Source organism: Bdellovibrio sp. ZAP7 (assembly GCF_006874645.1).
Classification (GTDB): Bacteria; Bdellovibrionota; Bdellovibrionia; order Bdellovibrionales; family Bdellovibrionaceae; genus Bdellovibrio.
The window spans coordinates 2,272,119-2,289,650 of the sequence record NZ_CP030082.1; the positions used below are offsets into that span (position 1 = coordinate 2,272,119).

Sequence of the window (17,532 nt, forward strand, 5' to 3'; positions counted from 1 at the left end):
GGAATTTATGAATCGTCGCCATTTTTTAAAAAACAGCGCCAGTCTTTTCGCTCTTAGTGGTCTATCACAATTGATGCCTGCAATGAGTTGGGCTTTGCAATCTCAGGATCAATACTTACTAACATTTCACCTCAGCGGTGGCGCTGATGTAAGCCTGGGCCTTGAGCCTTGGACCGCAGAACAGCGTCCCTTGGAAACCGACTATTTCATCGAGTACGGTATCAATGATCTGGTGCGTGTGGGGAATGTCATCTATGGTCCTGCGATGGCAAGAATTCAAAATGTCCTGAATGACTTTTCTGTGATTCGCGGGGTATTTTTGTCTGAATCTGACAACGGACACCCAGCGGCTGAAGCCATGATGAGAACTGGTAATGGTTCTAATAAATTTCCGGATTTGGCGATTGAGTTCGCAGCCATGCATGATGAAGATGATAACTTCGGTGTGATCTCGTCCTCTCCCCTGTCCATTGCTGATCGTATTGTGAATCAATACAGCATCAGTGACTTGGCATCAATGAGTGGATCAAATGGTTTAAATTCCGGCACGTCCCGAGGTGGAGCTTTAGACCGCGCTCGCGAAGAGCTGATCAGAAAATCGGGCCAAATTGCCAAGTTTGTGCAGCTTCGTGATAAAATCGTTGCCGATACGAAAGCACCTTCTGATATAGCGGCTATAGCGGCCTCTTTTGCGACGGGTGTTTCAAGATCTGCTAGCTATAGATCTAATACAGATCTTGATACTCACTCGGAACATGTGAAAAATCACCTCACAAAGCAGGCCGACCTTTGGGATCAATTTGCAATGATGGTGAAAGTTCTAAAATCCGTGCCCACAGCTGATGGACAAACTTTGTTTGATAAAACGACGATCATTGCCTTCTCTGAGTTCGCTCGTACGCCAGCATTGAATGAAGCAAAAGGTAAAGACCACAATCCACTGACGAACTCCGTGTTGGTGTCTGGACCTGGCTTTAAAAAGAACACTGCAATTGGTGGCAGCCGTATTGTGAACCGCCGTGTTTCTGGTTCAGGTATGCCTTACCACGTGGCCGTTCCGGTAGACTTCACTACGGGCCGTGTGGCGACTCGCAGAGATGAGTTTTCGATGGGCGAGATGATCACGCCAGAAAACGTGATGGCGACCGTGGCGGATAGTTTAGGCTTAAGCCGCGCGATGTTCGGTTGCGCCCGTCAGAATACGAAATCGATTCGTGGAGTTTTAAAATAGTTGTAAGTTAAAAAAGAAAACGCCGCGGATGAAGCGGCGTTTTTGTTTTATAAATTGTTTGTTAGATTCCTCAAAGAAATGAACTAGCGTTTTTCCCAAGCGATATTATGGAACGAATGAGCCTTCGTTTCTTGTTCCCCAGACATCGCATGTGCCGCTGTCAGAAGAACATTGACGCCTGCTAAAATGATAGTCACGTAAACCACTGCTTTTTTGAGTTTGGAGATATTGTTTTTCATACAGGTTTACTAATGCAAACCCAGGGCCGTCACTCAAAGTGGAACAATCCTTCTTCAAATCCACCCTGTTCGATCTCGGACTTTATATCTCATCCTGAGACAGATAAGTGTTCCATTTATTGCGCTGGGCCTGACAAGGATTGCAGGGTGTTTTACCTAATTTACCGAAGATGCTTTTTTAATTTGGATTAGTCTTGGAGAAAGTAAGTCCGTACCTTTTTTCTCAATAAAAAAAGAGAGTCTTGCGACTCCCTTTTTCTTTAATACCTTTACGCCTTGCCGAACCGCTGCGGTTCCGCAGTGCATTCCGAAAAGGGAACTGTTACCTACAAGTTTCTTCGGTATTGGCCGCCTACTTCGTAGAGCGCTGTCGTCATTTGATAAAGGCTGCAGTATTTTGCGGCGTTCATCAATGCGGCGAAGATGTTTCCGCCGTTGAGGACTGTTTCTTTTAGCTTTTTCAATGCCAAGTCACCTTCTGGTTGGTGGCTTTTTTGGTAAGCATGAACATTGTCGAGCTGTTGGTTTTTCTCTTCGTAGGATGCACGAGCCAATTCAATTTTTGGCGGAACGTAGTCCGCTGCCATTGTTTTGGGATCGATGAATGTGTTTACGCCGATGATTGGTAATGTGCCATCATGTTTTAGGCGCTCATAGTACAAAGATTCTTCCTGGATCTTAGAGCGTTGGTATTGAGTTTCCATTGCACCCAAAACACCACCGCGTTCGTTGATCTTTTTGAACTCGTTAAGGACTGCTTCCTCAACCAGGTCCGTTAACTCGTCCATGAAGTAGGAACCCTGCATAGGGTTTTCATTCATGGTCATACCGAATTCGCGGTTGATGATCATTTGGATCGCCATCGCACGGCGAACAGATTCCTCTGTCGGCGTTGTGATTGCCTCATCGTACGCGTTCGTGTGCAAGCTGTTGCAGTTATCATAGATCGCTAGCAAGGCTTGCAACGTTGTACGGATGTCATTGAAATCGATTTCCTGCGCATGCAAGGAACGACCTGAAGTCTGGATATGGTACTTCAATTTTTGCGAACGATCGTTCGCCTTGTAAAGGTCACGCATTGCCACGGCCCAAATACGACGAGCCACGCGGCCCAAAACTGAATACTCAGGATCTAGGCCATTTGAGAAGAAGAACGACAAGTTTGGAGCAAAGTCGTCGACTTTCAAACCACGGGACAGATAGTACTCAACGAATGTGAAACCATTTGAAAGTGTAAACGCCAATTGAGAGATCGGATTCGCACCCGCCTCTGCAATGTGGTAGCCCGAAATAGAAACCGAGTAGAAGTTACGGATTTTTTGCTTAACAAAGTATTCCGCAATATCGCCCATCATTTTCAATGCGAAGTTGATTGAGAAGATACAAGTGTTTTGACCTTGGTCTTCCTTCAAGATGTCCGCTTGAACCGTTCCGCGCACCTGTTGCAAAGTCCAGATCGCGATATCGTTGTACTCTTCAGGCGTCACTTTACGACCGAGTTCTTTTTCTTTCTTTTCAACCTGCTGATCAATCGCTGTGTTGAAATAGAAAGCCAGGATCATTGGTGCAGGACCGTTGATTGTCATGGATACGGAAGTGTTTGGATTGATCAAATCAAAGCCTGCGAAAAGCTTTTTCATATCATCCAAAGTACAAATGCTGACACCTGACTCCCCGACTTTACCAAAGATATCTGGGCGTTGATCAGGATCTTGTCCGTACAATGTCACAGAGTCAAAAGCCGTGGACAGACGATGAGCCGTTTCACCTTTAGTCAGGTAATGGAAACGACGATTTGTTCTTTCAGGAGTGCCTTCCCCCGCAAACATACGCTTAGGGTCTTCATCGGCACGTTTTAAAGGGAATACACCACCTGTGAATGGGAATTCACCCGGAACGTTTTCAAGTTTCAAGTAACGGAATCTGTCGCCCCAGTCCTTCATTTTAGGAACTACGACTTTACGGATTTTCGTACCGCTTAAAGATTCACGAACCAATTTTTGGCGAATTTCTTTATCACGAACTTGGAACACCAATTCGTCACCAGAATAACGCTCGACCAATTGATCGAAGTTTTTAAGTGCTTCCAACTCTTCAGCCGTAAAGTCAGCCTCAAGTTGATTTTGAACTTTTTGAACTGTCTCTGCAGGAGTTCCCAACATTGGAGCAAGCTTTTGTAAGCCGCCAAGTTTCGAAGCGACTTCAGCCAGCTCCTCAGTACGCTTTTTGTACTTATGAACTGTGCCCACGATCTCAGCCAGATAGTTTTGACGATCTGGCGAAATGATTCCGTGCTCTTCCGCGGAAAGGATGTTGTTTTTATAAGCGGCATCCACCACCCAGCGGCCCTTTTGTTTTTCTTCCAAAAGGTCTGCAATCTTAAAGAATAATTTATTAACGCCGCCATCATTGAACTGAGACGCTTGAGTCAAGAACACAGGAACTTGAACTTTTTCGTCAAAGATCTTGCGCGAGCGTTTGTACTGCTTGGATACGTCACGAAGAGCATCCAAAGCACCTCTGCGATCGGCTTTATTCACCGCAATCAAATCCGCAAAGTCGATCATGTCGATTTTTTCAAGTTGGGATTGAGCACCGAAATCCGATGTCATCACGTACATGGACATATCACTCACTTCAGTGATCGCCATATTGCCCTGACCGATACCTGATGTTTCTGCGATAATGAAATCGAAGTCCAATTGGCGAACGAATTTCAAAATCTCTGGCAAGCTCGATGCGATCTCACGACCTGATCCACGGGAAGCCACCGAACGCATGAAAACCTTTGTACGAGACAAAGAGTTCATACGGATACGGTCACCTAACAAAGAGCCACCGGTTTTACGCTTTGATGGATCCACGCAGACCACTGCGATTTTTTTGTCTGGATAAGCATTCAAATAACGCTGAACCAACTCATCGATCAATGAAGATTTACCCGCACCACCTGTACCTGTGATACCAAGTACCAATGGTGGTTGTTTGGCTTTGAAATTTTCAAGGCCATAGGAAGAAAAAGAAACATCTTTGTTACCGTTTTCGATAGCGGTCAAGGCCACACCCAATTCCACTGAAGGAACGGTGTCACCAGGAAAGATGTTTTTCTTAGTTTTAAATTCTTTTTGTTTTTCCAAAAGATCGAAATCACAACCTTTAACGATCATTTCAATCATGCCTTCTAACCCTAAACGACGACCGTCATCGGGATGGAAGATTTGCGAGATGCCGTAGGCTTCAAGTTCTTTCTTTTCGTCGTAAACGATAACTCCGCCGCCACCGCCGTAGATTTGTACGTAACCCGCACCCGCTTCGTTCAAAAGATCACGCATGTATTTGAAGTATTCCATGTGACCGCCCTGATAAGAGCTGATGCACACGCCTTGCGCGCCTTCTTGCAGAACAGCTTTCACCACATCGCTGACTGATCTGTTGTGACCCAAGTGGATCACTTCCGCGCCCATATCTTGTAAAATACGGCGCATGATATTGATGCTGGCGTCGTGACCGTCGAATAGTGCTGCGGCCGTGACAATTCTAACTGGATGCTTTGGAGTATATGCCATAAAAACCTTATGTAACATCAGCAAGTAGTTTCACCTCGCTGACAATGTAAACTACTCCGGCAGGGCCGGAGTGTAGAACTACTGCCCTTTGAATACTGCTTTACGTTTTTCAATGAAGGCACCGGTGCCTTCTTTAACGTCGTCGGTGTTGAAAAGTTCAGCGAAGATTCTTGCTTCGTTTTTCTGAGCTTCCTCAACGTCCATATCCCAAGCTTGATTGATCGAACGTTTTGCCATGCCCACTGCGATAGGAGCTTTTGACAAGATCGCTTCAACAGTTTTCATGACTGTCGCCATCAATTCCGCTTGCGGAACAACTTTGTTTACCAGGCCATAACCCAGAGCTTCCGCTGCAGTGATCATGTTGCCAGTGTAAGTCAGTTCACGAGCCTTACGTTGACCGATAGCGCGAGCCATACGAACCGTACCGCCAAAGCCCGGGATCAAACCAAGGCTGACTTCAGGCAAACCGAATTTTGCATTCTCAGCAGCGTAGATAAAATCACAACCCAATGCCAACTCACATCCACCACCCAATGCGAAGCCATTCACAGCTGCGATCACCGGAATTTTCAAAAGAGTCAGCTCGTGGAAAATAGACTGACCACGTTGAGCGAAGATCATACCTTTTTCTTCGTCCAGAGCATTGATCTCTTTGATATCAGCGCCCGCAACGAAAGCTTTTTCGCCCGAGCCTGTAATGATCAAGGCGCGAGCATCGATATACGGCATTTCGCCGATTTGACGAAGGGCATCCGCCATCTCTTCAAGGACTGTTGAATTCAAAGCATTCAAAGCTTCAGGACGATTTACGGTTAGAACCCAAACGCCGTTCGCTTTTTGCTCAAGAAGAAGTGTTTTATAATTAAAACTTGCCATAAATACTTAAACCTATTTCTGAGAGTAGTCGTAGAAACCACGACCTGATTTACGACCCATCCAACCTGCTTCAACGTACTTCACAAGCAGTGGGCATGGACGGTATTTAGAATCACCTAGACCATCATGAAGCACGTTCATGATAGCAAGACATGTATCCAAACCGATGAAGTCTGCCAAAGTCAAAGGACCCATGGGTTGATTTGTTCCCAATTTCATTGCCGAGTCGATGCTTTCCACAGAAGCAATGCCTTCGTGCAAAGTGTAAACAGCTTCGTTGATCATTGGCATCAAGATGCGGTTTACGATGAAGCCTGGCATGTCTTTCACAGATTCAACGAACACTTTGTCCATTTTCTCTGCCAAAGCGCGAACTGTTTTGAAAGTCTCGTCAGAAGTTTGCAAACCACGAATACCTTCGACAAGTTTCATCAATGGAACTGGATTCATGAAATGCATACCAGCAACTTTGTCTGGACGTTTCGTTACTGCTGCAATTTTAGTGATGGAGATTGAAGACGTGTTAGAAACCAACAAAGCTCCGGGTTTAACAGTCGCGTCCAAGTCTTTGAAAATTTTAAGCTTAAGATCGATGTTTTCTGTCGCAGCTTCAATCACGATGTCGCTGTCTTTAAGACCTGCTGTTTCTTGGGTTGTTTTAATACGACCCAAAAGAGCTGCTTTGTCAGCTTCAGTCATCGTGGCTTTTTTGATCAAGCGATCACAGCTGCCAGAAATTGTTGCCATACCTTTTTCAAGAGAAGCGCCGCTGACGTCCATCATGACCACATTGAAACCAAAGTTTGCTGCCACTTGAGCAATCCCGTTCCCCATTTGTCCCGCGCCCACAATACCGATCAATTTGATATCCATATACCACTCCGTGTTATAACTTCGTAAAACAGAACTGTTCAAAATGGTCCAACTGCAAGGTGGAGGGACTTTTCCGTAGTGAGGCGTACTTCACATACGCCGCAACGAGGGAAAGGTCCGACAACGATGTCAGTTGGGGTATTTTCAACAGTTCCGACGTAAATTAGGTACTTTACTTTAGACCTGGGGTCAAAAGTTCTGGTCTTGAGAGCGGTGGGTCGCGGGCCTCACAATAGACTGATGCACGCTATATTTTCCGCGGTTTTTCCCATTTTGCTCGTTGCTCCCTCTGCTTATGCGGCTTTAGCCACGGATGCCAGTGCGGCCATCTCATTTTACCGTACAAAAGAAAGCTCTTTCGCCTCTGGCCAGGCGAGTCGAACTATCCTGGAAGCGAAGCTGATTTCGACGCAGATCGAAAGCACGTACCGTGTACGCTGGGACCGTCGCGAGTACGAACTGGAAGCAAAACAAATCCTGAAAGACATCCAAGTCGCGCGCTTAGTGGACACCAACTCCGCCTGCCAACTTCAGTCATTAAATCGCAACGATTCTGGCACCATCAAAGTTTTAAGTCCGGGGGCCACGGTTGAGATTTTGGAAACGGATGATTATTGGGCCCGCGTAAAAACATATCGCGATCAAGTGATTGGCTGGGTGCCTCTTTCGATGCTTAAAAATCGTCACGACGACACCGGTGTTTTCGTGAACATCATGGATACTTATTTGCGTAAAGAGCCAACCAGTCTTTCGGGAGTGATCACCACGGTCCCCCGCCTCAGTCGCGTGCAACCTGCTGGTTTTGAAAAAGGCTTTATGAAAATCACGTTCAACGGAATGAGCGGATTCGTGGATGTGAATCACTTTGCTTCCCGCGCTGATTTTTCAAACCTGGCTTTCGTTGATAACAAATGGATTCCGATCACTCACCGAAATGGCGAGTATCTGGTTACCGCTCAACGTGCACAGATTCCTATTCAACGTGCCCTAGGTTACATCACAAGTGGTACTCGCGGAGTTGTGACTCGCGCAACACCAGGTGGCCCACAACTGCTTTCTCGAGTGGAAATCACGAAACCTGAAGCCAATGTGTGGGCGCTAAGCAAAGTCGACGGCCATGGGGAAGTTTGGTGGAAACGAAATTTCGTTCCTCATGAAACGACTCAAGCCGCAGACAAAAACACGATCACAACGGAACAACTGATGAAGCGCGAAATTTATTCGATTGCTTTTGAAAGCAAGACTTCCGTGCGCGGAATTGTTTCAGCTGAAGGTGTTTACACTACCGAAGATGGTTTAACGTGGAAGCAGATTCCGCAGTTTGGAAATCAGAACTACCCGGTTTATATTCATCCCAAAGGTCAGTGGTTTGTAGGCTCTTACAAAAGCACCAACCAAGGACATAGCTTTGAACCGTTTATTCGTTGGGAAGTCGTGGCCGATGCGATCGAAGCCTCCATTCACAAAAATCCAAAAACACTGCGTTTGACTCAGATTGAAGCCGTTTCCAATTCGCAAATCATCATCAATGTCGACACGGGCTCTTCAAAAATAAAATTGGCTGGATCTCTTGCTGACTCGACTCGCTGGTCAGTGGTTCGTAAATAAATTCAAATAATTTGTCACAAGTTCCATTACGTTCATCCCACTTTCTCGTTCACAGAGTGCGATGAACATGCATCCCTACACTGGACCCTTATTTTTGTTTTACCCATGTTCTTTCCAATCTTAGCATCAACCTGGTCAGTTGAAACTATGTGGAAAGGATTCGTATGTGCCCTTTAACTTCCTCTGAACAAGCAAAAAAAATTCAACATAAATCCAAGAGCCAAATTATAGAGACTATGCGTGCTGAGCATGACGAGAAAAAACTTCCCCTCAGTATGACCATTCACAAAAAGACTCCGGAAGAAGTCTTCCAATTACTAAAATTACCGGAAAACCTTCCGTATTTTTTTGAAAACTTAAGCAAGACCGAATTCGTTTCAGAAAACAAAAACAAATGGTTTTTTGACGCTAACGAAGAATCACCCGAGGCCTTTGATTTCGTCATGCAAAGTGAATTTGACGAGAACAGTCCCGCTCTTCTTTGGCGCTCTGAAGACGGCGCAGGATTTGATTACTCGGTGGCAATCGAACTTGAAAGAGCTCAGGCAAATCGTGGCACGATCGCGCGAATGACGGTGGTATATGACAATAAAGCGGGCAAATTTGCATCCCTCTTTGAAAAATTCATGGGCAAAGATGCAGAGACCGTTTCCAGAAAGATTTTAGGCCGTATCAAAGCTTTCTGCGAAACAGGCAGTGTTCCAACCACGAAAGGCCAACCCAGCGGTCGTGCCGAAGATCTTCCACAACTTAAACATTAAAAAAGGACGAATCAATGAGAGCACTTACTTGGGAAGGCAAACACGATGTTCAAGTCAAAACCGTCAGAGATCCAAAAATTCTGGCGCCGGATGATGTGATTATCAAAATCACCACAGCCGCCATTTGTGGATCGGATCTTCATTTATATAATGGTGTCATGCCCACTATGAAAAAAGGCGATATTTTAGGACACGAAAATATGGGCGAGATCGTTGAAGTCGGACCCAATGTCAAAAAATTAAAAGTCGGAGACAAAATTGTCGTCGCTTTTGATATGGGTTGTGGCAAATGTTATCACTGTGAACGGGAAGAGTTTTCCGCGTGTGACAATTCAAATCCCAACGCACATATGGCGGAAGCTCTTTATGGAGCTAGTGGCGCAGGGCTTTACGGCTATTCTCACATGTATGGTGGATTTGCGGGAGGCCAAGCTGAATATCTGCGCGTGACTTACGCTGAAACAAATTCAATTGTCGTTCCCAACGGCATTCCCGATGAAAAGGTTTTGTTCTTAAGCGACATCTTTCCCACCGGCTACATGGCGGCGGAAAACGCGAACATTAAACGTGGAGACACCGTTTGTGTTTGGGGCGCAGGCCCGGTCGGACAACTTGCGATCCGCAGCGCATTTTTGCTGGGCGCCGAACGAGTGATCAGCATTGACCACTATGCAAGTCGCTTGGCACTCGCCAGAAAAGCCGGAGCCGAAACAATTAACTTCGATGAAGATGAAAACGGCGTGCTTGATGAAATCAAGTATCTGACTGGTGGAGTCGGTCCCGATTCCTGTATCGATGCTGTGGGGCTAGAAGCTCACGGTCACACCGCTATGGAAATTTTAGACTACGCAAAAATGTCTGTGATGCTGGCAACCGATCGCCCGAACGTTCTTCGTCAAGCGATCCAGGCCTGCCGTAAGGCCGGGACGGTTTCGATTCCTGGGGTTTACGGTGGGTTCCTAGATAAAATTCCTTTTGGAGCGGCCTTTGGAAAAGGTTTGAAATTTGCGATGGGTCAGACTCATACGCAAAAATACATGAAGCCGCTATTAGATATGATTTTGCAGGATAAAATTGATCCGTCAGAAATTATCAGTCATCGTATTGATATCAGCCAAGGACCGGACGCCTACAAAAACTTCAATGATAAAAAAGAAGAGTACCGCAAAGTCGTGATCAAAATGCATTAGTGATTACAGCAGCCTACTTTGCCGTGGGCTGCTTTACGACCGTGATCCTACCATTGGTTTCCAACATGGCTAAATCCACCTTCCTAATGTCTTTGATACCGTGCTCACGAAGCGCTGAAGCGATTTCATCAAGCGTGATATATTCCTCTTTACAGAGCTCCAAATTTATCACTCCATTTTCAATGATCTTTTGCGCTTCACCTTCCAGCAGCCGCTCCACTTTTTTTGATTTGAATCCCAGTATATCCAAGCAGTAGTTGCCGATAACAAACGTACTCACGCAAATAATTCCTGCGGTCAGCGAGTTATCTCCCCCCGTGATGGCGGCACTGACAGATTCACTGATAATTAAAAGTAAGACCAGATCAAAGGGACTTAGTTCACCAATCTGCTTTTTCCCCATGAATCGCAAAAGAACAAAGACCGCTGCATAAACTAAAATCGCTCGGACAACGTATTCCCACCACGGATTTTGCAGTGCCCACACCCGTCACCCCCGTCCATTCATCAAAATTAAAGCACGGTCTTATTTTGTCGAGGGCGAACTCGCCAGAGCTGTTATTACACATACAGAATTTCCCTCTTAATTAACGTATATTGACTGACATGAAGTCGAAGTCCACCGAGCTCGTCAGGGCCACCAATGAAGGTTTATATTGCGAACAAGGCGACTTTTATATCGACCCTTGGCGCCCCGTAAGCCGAGCTTTAATCACACATGCCCATTCCGATCATGCACGCTGGGGCTCAGGAGAGTACCATGCAAATGTCAAGTGTGCGCCCCTTTTAAATCTACGTTTGGGTGCCGATCTTCCTCTTAAAACTTACAAAGCTGGTGAAAAATTTAAGATGGGTGACACTTGGGTAAGCTTTCATCCCGCGGGTCATATTCTGGGTTCTTCACAAGTAAGGATCGAGTATCAAAACAAAGTCTGGGTGGCCTCGGGGGATTATAAAAGAACGCCCGATCCTTCCTGTGATCCCTTCGAAGTGGTTCCTTGTGACACCTTCATCTCGGAAGCCACTTTTGCTTTGCCCGTATATAAATGGGATCCCGGCGAAGTAACCGCTGCGAAAATATTTGAATGGTGGCAATCAGATCAGGATCGTCCCAGCCTGCTTTTTTGTTACGCATTAGGAAAAGCGCAACGGATCCTGGCTGAACTGAGCCGTTTAACGGATCGAACGATTTACATTCATGGAGCCGTGGAAACGCTGACGCAAATTTATCGAGATGCGGGAATCAAAATGCTTCCCACATCTTTAGTCCAAAACCATGAAAAAGGATATGGTTTTAAAGGCGATCTGATCTTAGCACCACCGTCTGCGCATCGCTCGCCGTGGATGAAGCGGTTTAAAGACCCACAAACGGCATTTGCATCGGGCTGGATGCTGGTACGAGGGACTCGCCGTCGCAAAGGCTACGAGAGAGGTTTTGCACTATCCGATCATGCCGATTGGAATGAGCTAAATCAAACCATCACCGAGACCGATGCCTCAACAATTTATCTCACACACGGAAGAACCGACGTTCTACAAAAGTATCTTCAAGAACAAGGTAAAGAAGTTAAACTTTTCCACACTGAATACGAAGCCGAAGAGGAGGCGTCGTGAAGGAGTTTGTGAAACTTTATGAGGAACTGGATTCAACAACCTCGACCAACGAAAAAATCGGGGCTCTGAAAAAGTACTTCGAAAAAACGATTCCGGAAGATTCGATGTGGACGTTAATTTTATTGACGGGAAAATTATCACGCAGAACTATTACCTCCAGGACTTTAAGCAGTCTGTTTTTGGCCAGTACACACTATCCGGCGTGGCTTTATGATGAAAGCCGCGATCACGTGGGTGACACGGCAGAAACTTTAAGCCTGCTAGCGCATTCACTGAATTTATGCCGCGAAACTTCGGGCAAGGAAAATAAAAGCCTCACGGAGTGGATGGAAATAGAAATCCCAAAGCTTGCTGCGATTAAAGACGAAGTTCAGCAGGCAGATCAGCTCTTAAAACTGTGGAGCAAGCTTACCACCCAGGAAGTTTATATCTTGAATAAACTTATCACCGGAGCCTTTCGTGTTGGCGTGAGTGATAAACTGGTTATTCGAGCCCTGTCTGAAGTTTATGGTGTCCCCACAGATCAAATAGCCCACCGCTTGACCGGAACCTTGGAAACCGGCGAAGAGGCTTTTGAAAAAATCGTTACCCAAGAAGCAACGGCGGCGTCATTCAGTCAGCCCTATCCCTTTTGCCTTGCTCACTCTTGGAGTGAGCGCAGCGAGCAAAGTTTTAATCCAGAAGAATGGTGTCTAGAATGGAAATACGATGGCATTCGCGCCCAAGTCATACGCCGCGAAAGTCAAACCTGGATCTGGTCCCGAGGAGAAGAAGACATCACAGAAACTTTTCCGGAACTTGCGGAAATCTTCAGCGATCTGCCTGAGGGCTCGGTCATTGATGGAGAAATTCTGGTTTTTAAAGACCAAAAGATCTCTTCGTTTCAAGCGTTGCAAAGACGTTTGGGAAGAAAAAAGGTTTCAGCGCAAATGCTAAAGGAATTTCCCGCAGGGTTTATGGCCTATGATTGCCTGGAAAATAAGGGCCGTGATATACGGCAGGAAACTCTGCGAGAAAGAAAAAAGCATCTCGCCCAGGTATTAGGAAAGATCAAAAGCCCGCAAGTGCGAATGTCTCCAGTCGTGGAAGCTGAATCATCGAAAGAACTGAATGATCTGCGCCTGCAGGCCCGCGAGAAAGATGCCGAAGGCTTGATGATAAAATGGTGGGCGGGAATTTATTCCGTGGGCAGAAAAACCGGGAACTGGTGGAAATTCAAAGTCGATCCATTAACTTTAGATGCGGTCCTGTTGTATGCCCAATCGGGAACAGGCCGTCGTTCGAATCTGTACACCGATTATACTTTCGCTCTTTGGAATGAAAATCATGAGTTGATTCCCTTTGCCAAGGCCTATTCCGGACTTACCCAACAAGAGATCGACGAACTGGATGCGTGGATACGCCGCCATACCAAAGAAAAGTTTGGACCTGTTCGTTCAGTCCAGCCAGAACATGTTTTTGAAATTGGCTTTGAAGGAATTGGTGCCTCCACTCGTCACAAATCTGGGATTGCGGTGCGCTTTCCCCGGATCTTACGCTGGCGGAAAGACAAAAAAGTCGACGATGCTGATACCCTAAACTCCGCCCAAGAATTATTAAAGGCCGTCAATGGCGAAGGATGAACTAAAGCCCATTCATGATTTTTTCACGAGTAAGAAATGGAAACCCTTTCCATTTCAGGAGCAAAGCTGGAAAGCCTATTTGAAGGGCGAATCCGGGCTTTTGCATATCCCCACGGGATCGGGAAAAACCTATGCCGCGGTTATGGGACCGTTGGCAAAAATGATTGCAGAACCCCGTCCCGGTTTGAAAGCTCTTTATCTGACTCCCCTGCGTGCCTTAACTCGTGATATTGAAGCGGCCATTCTAGAACCCATCCAAGCCATGAAGTGGCCCATCAAAGTCGTCTCGCGCACCGGTGACACGGGATATGCGCAAAAGAAAAAACAATTAACCAATCCACCCGATCTGATGTTGACCACACCAGAATCCTTGGCCGTGATGATCTCGCAACCTGAGGCAGAAGATTTCTTTAAGAATCTTCAAGTCGTCATCCTGGACGAGTGGCATGAATTGATGGCGAGCAAACGTGGAAGCCTTTGTGAATTGTCTTTATCTTACCTGCGCTCGATTAATCCAGAACTGCAGACCTGGGCACTTTCGGCCTCCATTGGAAATTTGGATGAGGCTGCTAAGGTGGCTGTGGGCCGCGCTGTCGAACCGACCATTATTTCGGGAAGCTCGGATCGCAAGCTTGATCTGGACTGTCTGCTGCCGGAGAAGATAGATCGCTTTCCTTGGGCAGGGCATCTGGGTTTTGCCCTGAAAGATTCACTACTTGAACTTTTAGATCCTGAAGTCTCAACTTTGATATTTACGAACACTCGGTCCCAAGCGGAGAGATGGTTTGAGGCCTTGCTTGCCGCCAAACCTGACATGGAACCCTTCATGGCACTTCACCATAGCTCTTTAGAAAGAGAAGAGCGGGAATTAGTCGAAGAGGGCGTTAAAAATGGTGATCTTAAGTGGGTGGTTTGCACTTCTTCGCTGGATTTAGGTGTCGACTTTCAACCCGTTGAACGGGTTGTACAAATTGGCTCTCCGAAAATGGTCGCTCGCATGATTCAACGAGCAGGACGATCTGCCCACCGACCGGGTGGGAAAAGTCGTCTGCTATTTGTTCCCACAAATTCTTGGGAGATATTAGAGCTTGAGGCGGTGAAGAAAGCTTTGAGCGAAAAACATATCGAAGCCCGCAGACCCTTAAAAAAACCCATCGATGTCTTACTGCAACATATGATGACACTTGCTTGCGGGCCCGGCCTTAGAATGGATGAGTTGTGGCTTTCTTTGAAAGAAACGTTTTCATTTTCAGAAATCACACAAGAAGAACTTAACTGGTGTCGCCGCTTTCTGACTCAAGGGGGGGAAACTCTGCAATCATATCCCCAGTTTCATAAATTGGTGATGGACGATGAAACAGGAAAATATCGCCCTGCGGATCCGCGTATCGAAAAACTTCATCGCATGAGTATCGGCACCATCGTTTCCAGACAATCCGTTCAAGTTTCTTACACCAACAGATCCCGCATTGGTTCGGTTGAAGAAAACTTTATCTCCAAACTTAAAAAAGGAGACGTGTTTCAATTTGCTGGCAAGAAACTGGAATTTGTCCTGTTGAAAGATATGACGGCCTATGTGAAGGCCAGCAAAGCTCCCACGAACAATGTGCCTTCCTGGTATGGTGGCCGCTTTCCCATTTCCGAAACACTGGGTAACGCCTTTCGTGAGGTTCTGACCGAAAAGCATCCTGGTCTGGACAGATTTTTAAAACCTCTTTTGGGAACACAAAGTGAAATGTCGATTTTGCCTTCACCGGATACTTTGCTGATTGAAAAATGGACTTCCAAACAAGGCACGCATATTTTCGTTTATCCTTTTGAAGGTCGTTCGGTTCATGAGGGTATGGCACAGTTGTGGGGCTATCGTTTTGCACAACGCGCGCCCACGACATTTTCTTTTGCCTTGAATGACTATGGTTTTGAGATCATGGGTCCTGTTGAATATGACTTTGAAGGTCTGTTTGATGATGACTTTTTTTCTGACCACGGCTTGGTGGAAGAGATTGGTCAGTCTTTGCAAATTGGACAATTAAGCCAACGCCAGTTTAAAGAAATTGCGCAGATCGCGGGTTTGGTATTTGTGGGTTATCCTGGCTCCCCTAAAACCGGCCGTCAGATGCAGGTCAGCGCTTCGTTACTTTACGATGTTTTTAAAAAACATGAACCAGGAAATCTGCTCATTCGTCAAAGCTTTGATGAAGTCTTGGCGAACTCTTTGGAAAGTGGGCGCATTCGTCGCACCTTACAACGGATGAGTAAAATGAAAGCCGTATGGGTGGAGCTTGATTCTCCCTCCCCGCTATCTTTTCCGCTGGTGGTGGAAAACATAGCGATCGGAAATCTTTCAAACGAAAGCCTGGAAATGAAAATCGCACGGCTTAAAAAAAGTTGGGAAAAGAAGAATGATCATTCAAGCAGCCCAACAAAACATTGAACTTTTACCCGAAAAGGCATTCCTCTGGCGCTCCGAAAATCTGTTGGGTTTATCGGACCTGCATTTAGGAAAAGCAGAAAGCTATCAATTTGCCGGAGTGCCTATGCCATCAGGTGGACATCTGGCTGATCTGGACACATTAAATCAGCTGATCCACTATTATGCCGTTCATCGCGTGGTAATTTTAGGTGACTGGATTCATAATAAATATTCTTTGAGCGAGATTGTGGTCAGAGATCTTAACAGCTTTTTTGCGGCTCATCGGAATATCGAATGGACTCTGCTTTTGGGAAATCACGAAACGGGGTCCCACGACATTCTTCGGAATATGCCGTTTCACTTTGTGGAAGAGGAACTGCAGATGGGCCCCTTTTTGATGACCCATGGGCATAAGAACCCAGACACCGATCTTTTCCAGATCCAAGGCCACACCCATCCACTCGTGAACATAAACCAAGGAGCTCTGCGTCTGAAACTCCCATGCTTTGTTTTAGAGAAAAAAGCCCTCACCATCCCCGCTTTTGGTAGCATGACGGGTGGCTACGCCGTCAAGCCAGGACCAAATAAAAGAATTTTCGCGATAGGAAACAGAGAAATCTTTGAAGTTGAATAGATTCACAAAATTTAAGCTTTTGCTGGAAAACTATATGACATACAGCTGCCATTGGATATGCTGTGGTAATGAAACAATTGTTTGTCCTCATACTTTCTGCTCTCCTCGCGAGTTCTGCCTTCGCCAAAGGTAAGAGCCAGATCGTATTTGGCGTCAACATGGATTATGCGATGCCGCTGGTGAAGTTGAAAGATGACAATGGAAGTTCCCTACTCATTGGCGGAATTCTGAAAGACCTAGGCGAAGCCCTGGCTAAAGAAATGGACCTGGATCTGAAGTGGTATCTGGTTCCAAAAAGAAGAGTGGCCCCAAGCCTGTCCTCAGGAAAAATCGATATCCTGTGCCACCTTTCCGAAGTTTGGCAGCCCGCTATAAAAAACGATGTTTGGTGGTCGAACAAACTTTACCGCAGTTCGAATGTGCTGGTTTATTTAAGAGAACAACCGGTCACCTCCCTCAAAGAAATCTATGGCGAACATGTCGGCGTCGTATTGAACTTTATCTACACCAGCCTGGAAGATTCTTTCGAATCCGGCGCCCTAAAACGCGAAGATGGCCCCAACAACATCTCCAACATTAAAAAGCTCCTTAAAGGCCGCATCAACTATATCGTGATGTCGAACTTGGAGTATGCCTATTACAACAATCTCTATCCTCCGCTGCGCTCTGTAGACCTGACACTGGACGAAGTGATCACCAAATGTGCTGTATCTAAAAAATCAAAAATTAAAATCGAAGACGTAAACAAAGCCATCGCAAAAATCACCCGCAACGGCACTTTGAGCAAGATCCTAAGCTCCTACTATTTCAAGAACCTTGAGTAGGACCCGTTCCATATATATGCTTAAAATGCATATTAACTTCTAGTTAATTCACTACTCTGTGAGCATTCTTCAGGATAA

Annotated in this window: 14 protein-coding genes; 9 read left to right on the top strand and 5 right to left on the bottom strand. The window is 46.0% G+C overall.

Translation table 11 applies throughout. The features are described 5' to 3' along the window. Positions 1–7 precede the first annotated feature (7 nt). Positions 8–1,231, top strand: coding sequence for a DUF1501 domain-containing protein (locus tag DOM22_RS11025; protein ID WP_142700425.1), 1,224 nt, complete (start codon positions 8–10; stop codon positions 1,229–1,231). Between the two features lie 83 nt (positions 1,232–1,314). On the opposite strand, the gene DOM22_RS19930 is transcribed toward DOM22_RS11025, so the two are convergent. The 4 genes from DOM22_RS19930 to DOM22_RS11040 form a co-directional block, all read right to left on the bottom strand. Continuing rightward, positions 1,315–1,470 (bottom strand): hypothetical protein, encoded by a 156-nt coding sequence (locus tag DOM22_RS19930; RefSeq protein WP_168196635.1) that lies wholly within the window; start codon positions 1,468–1,470, stop codon positions 1,315–1,317. A gap of 326 nt (positions 1,471–1,796) precedes the next feature. Further along, entirely contained in the window at positions 1,797–5,036 is a 3,240-nt protein-coding gene (icmF, locus tag DOM22_RS11030) for a fused isobutyryl-CoA mutase/GTPase IcmF (protein WP_142700426.1), read from the bottom strand. A gap of 78 nt (positions 5,037–5,114) precedes the next feature. Beyond that, positions 5,115–5,915: an enoyl-CoA hydratase/isomerase family protein gene (locus DOM22_RS11035; RefSeq protein ID WP_142700427.1), complete on the bottom strand. Its 801-nt coding sequence runs from the start codon at positions 5,913–5,915 to the stop codon at positions 5,115–5,117. 12 nt (positions 5,916–5,927) lie between these two features. Beyond that, entirely contained in the window at positions 5,928–6,788 is an 861-nt protein-coding gene (locus DOM22_RS11040) for a 3-hydroxybutyryl-CoA dehydrogenase (protein ID WP_142700428.1), read from the bottom strand. 240 nt (positions 6,789–7,028) lie between these two features. On the opposite strand from DOM22_RS11040, the gene DOM22_RS11045 reads away from it, so the two are divergent. The 3 genes from DOM22_RS11045 to DOM22_RS11055 all read left to right on the top strand — a co-directional run bounded on the left by DOM22_RS11045 (position 7,029) and on the right by DOM22_RS11055 (position 10,347). Further along, positions 7,029–8,396, top strand: a complete 1,368-nt coding sequence (locus DOM22_RS11045; protein ID WP_246845593.1) for a hypothetical protein — start codon at positions 7,029–7,031, stop codon at positions 8,394–8,396. A gap of 164 nt (positions 8,397–8,560) precedes the next feature. Further along, the gene (locus DOM22_RS11050) at positions 8,561–9,157 is read left to right on the top strand and encodes a hypothetical protein (RefSeq protein WP_210415616.1); all 597 of its coding nucleotides are present in this window, start codon (positions 8,561–8,563) and stop codon (positions 9,155–9,157) included. Between the two features lie 14 nt (positions 9,158–9,171). Further along, positions 9,172–10,347: a zinc-dependent alcohol dehydrogenase gene (locus DOM22_RS11055; RefSeq protein ID WP_142700430.1), complete on the top strand. Its 1,176-nt coding sequence runs from the start codon at positions 9,172–9,174 to the stop codon at positions 10,345–10,347. Positions 10,348–10,360: 13 nt separating this feature from the next. On the opposite strand, the gene DOM22_RS11060 is transcribed toward DOM22_RS11055, so the two are convergent. Next, the gene (locus DOM22_RS11060) at positions 10,361–10,834 is read right to left on the bottom strand and encodes a DUF421 domain-containing protein (protein WP_142700431.1); all 474 of its coding nucleotides are present in this window, start codon (positions 10,832–10,834) and stop codon (positions 10,361–10,363) included. A 119-nt stretch (positions 10,835–10,953) separates the two neighbouring features. Between DOM22_RS11060 and DOM22_RS11065 the strand changes: the two genes are divergently transcribed. The 5 genes from DOM22_RS11065 to DOM22_RS11085 all read left to right on the top strand — a co-directional run bounded on the left by DOM22_RS11065 (position 10,954) and on the right by DOM22_RS11085 (position 17,454). Then, positions 10,954–11,961: a ligase-associated DNA damage response exonuclease gene (locus DOM22_RS11065; protein WP_142700432.1), complete on the top strand. Its 1,008-nt coding sequence runs from the start codon at positions 10,954–10,956 to the stop codon at positions 11,959–11,961. Further along, positions 11,958–13,583 (top strand): ATP-dependent DNA ligase, encoded by a 1,626-nt coding sequence (locus DOM22_RS11070; RefSeq protein ID WP_142700433.1) that lies wholly within the window; start codon positions 11,958–11,960, stop codon positions 13,581–13,583. Before DOM22_RS11065 ends, DOM22_RS11070 begins: the two co-directional genes overlap by 4 nt. Further along, a complete protein-coding gene (locus tag DOM22_RS11075) occupies positions 13,570–16,017 on the top strand; it encodes a ligase-associated DNA damage response DEXH box helicase (RefSeq protein ID WP_142700434.1) in 2,448 nt (815 codons plus the stop codon). The genes DOM22_RS11070 and DOM22_RS11075 overlap by 14 nt, the downstream gene beginning before the upstream one ends. Beyond that, positions 15,986–16,630, top strand: a complete 645-nt coding sequence (gene pdeM, locus DOM22_RS11080; RefSeq protein WP_142700435.1) for a ligase-associated DNA damage response endonuclease PdeM — start codon at positions 15,986–15,988, stop codon at positions 16,628–16,630. Before DOM22_RS11075 ends, pdeM begins: the two co-directional genes overlap by 32 nt. 68 nt (positions 16,631–16,698) lie before the next feature. Further along, positions 16,699–17,454, top strand: coding sequence for an ABC transporter substrate-binding protein (locus DOM22_RS11085; RefSeq protein ID WP_142700436.1), 756 nt, complete (start codon positions 16,699–16,701; stop codon positions 17,452–17,454). Positions 17,455–17,532: the final 78 nt, after the last annotated feature.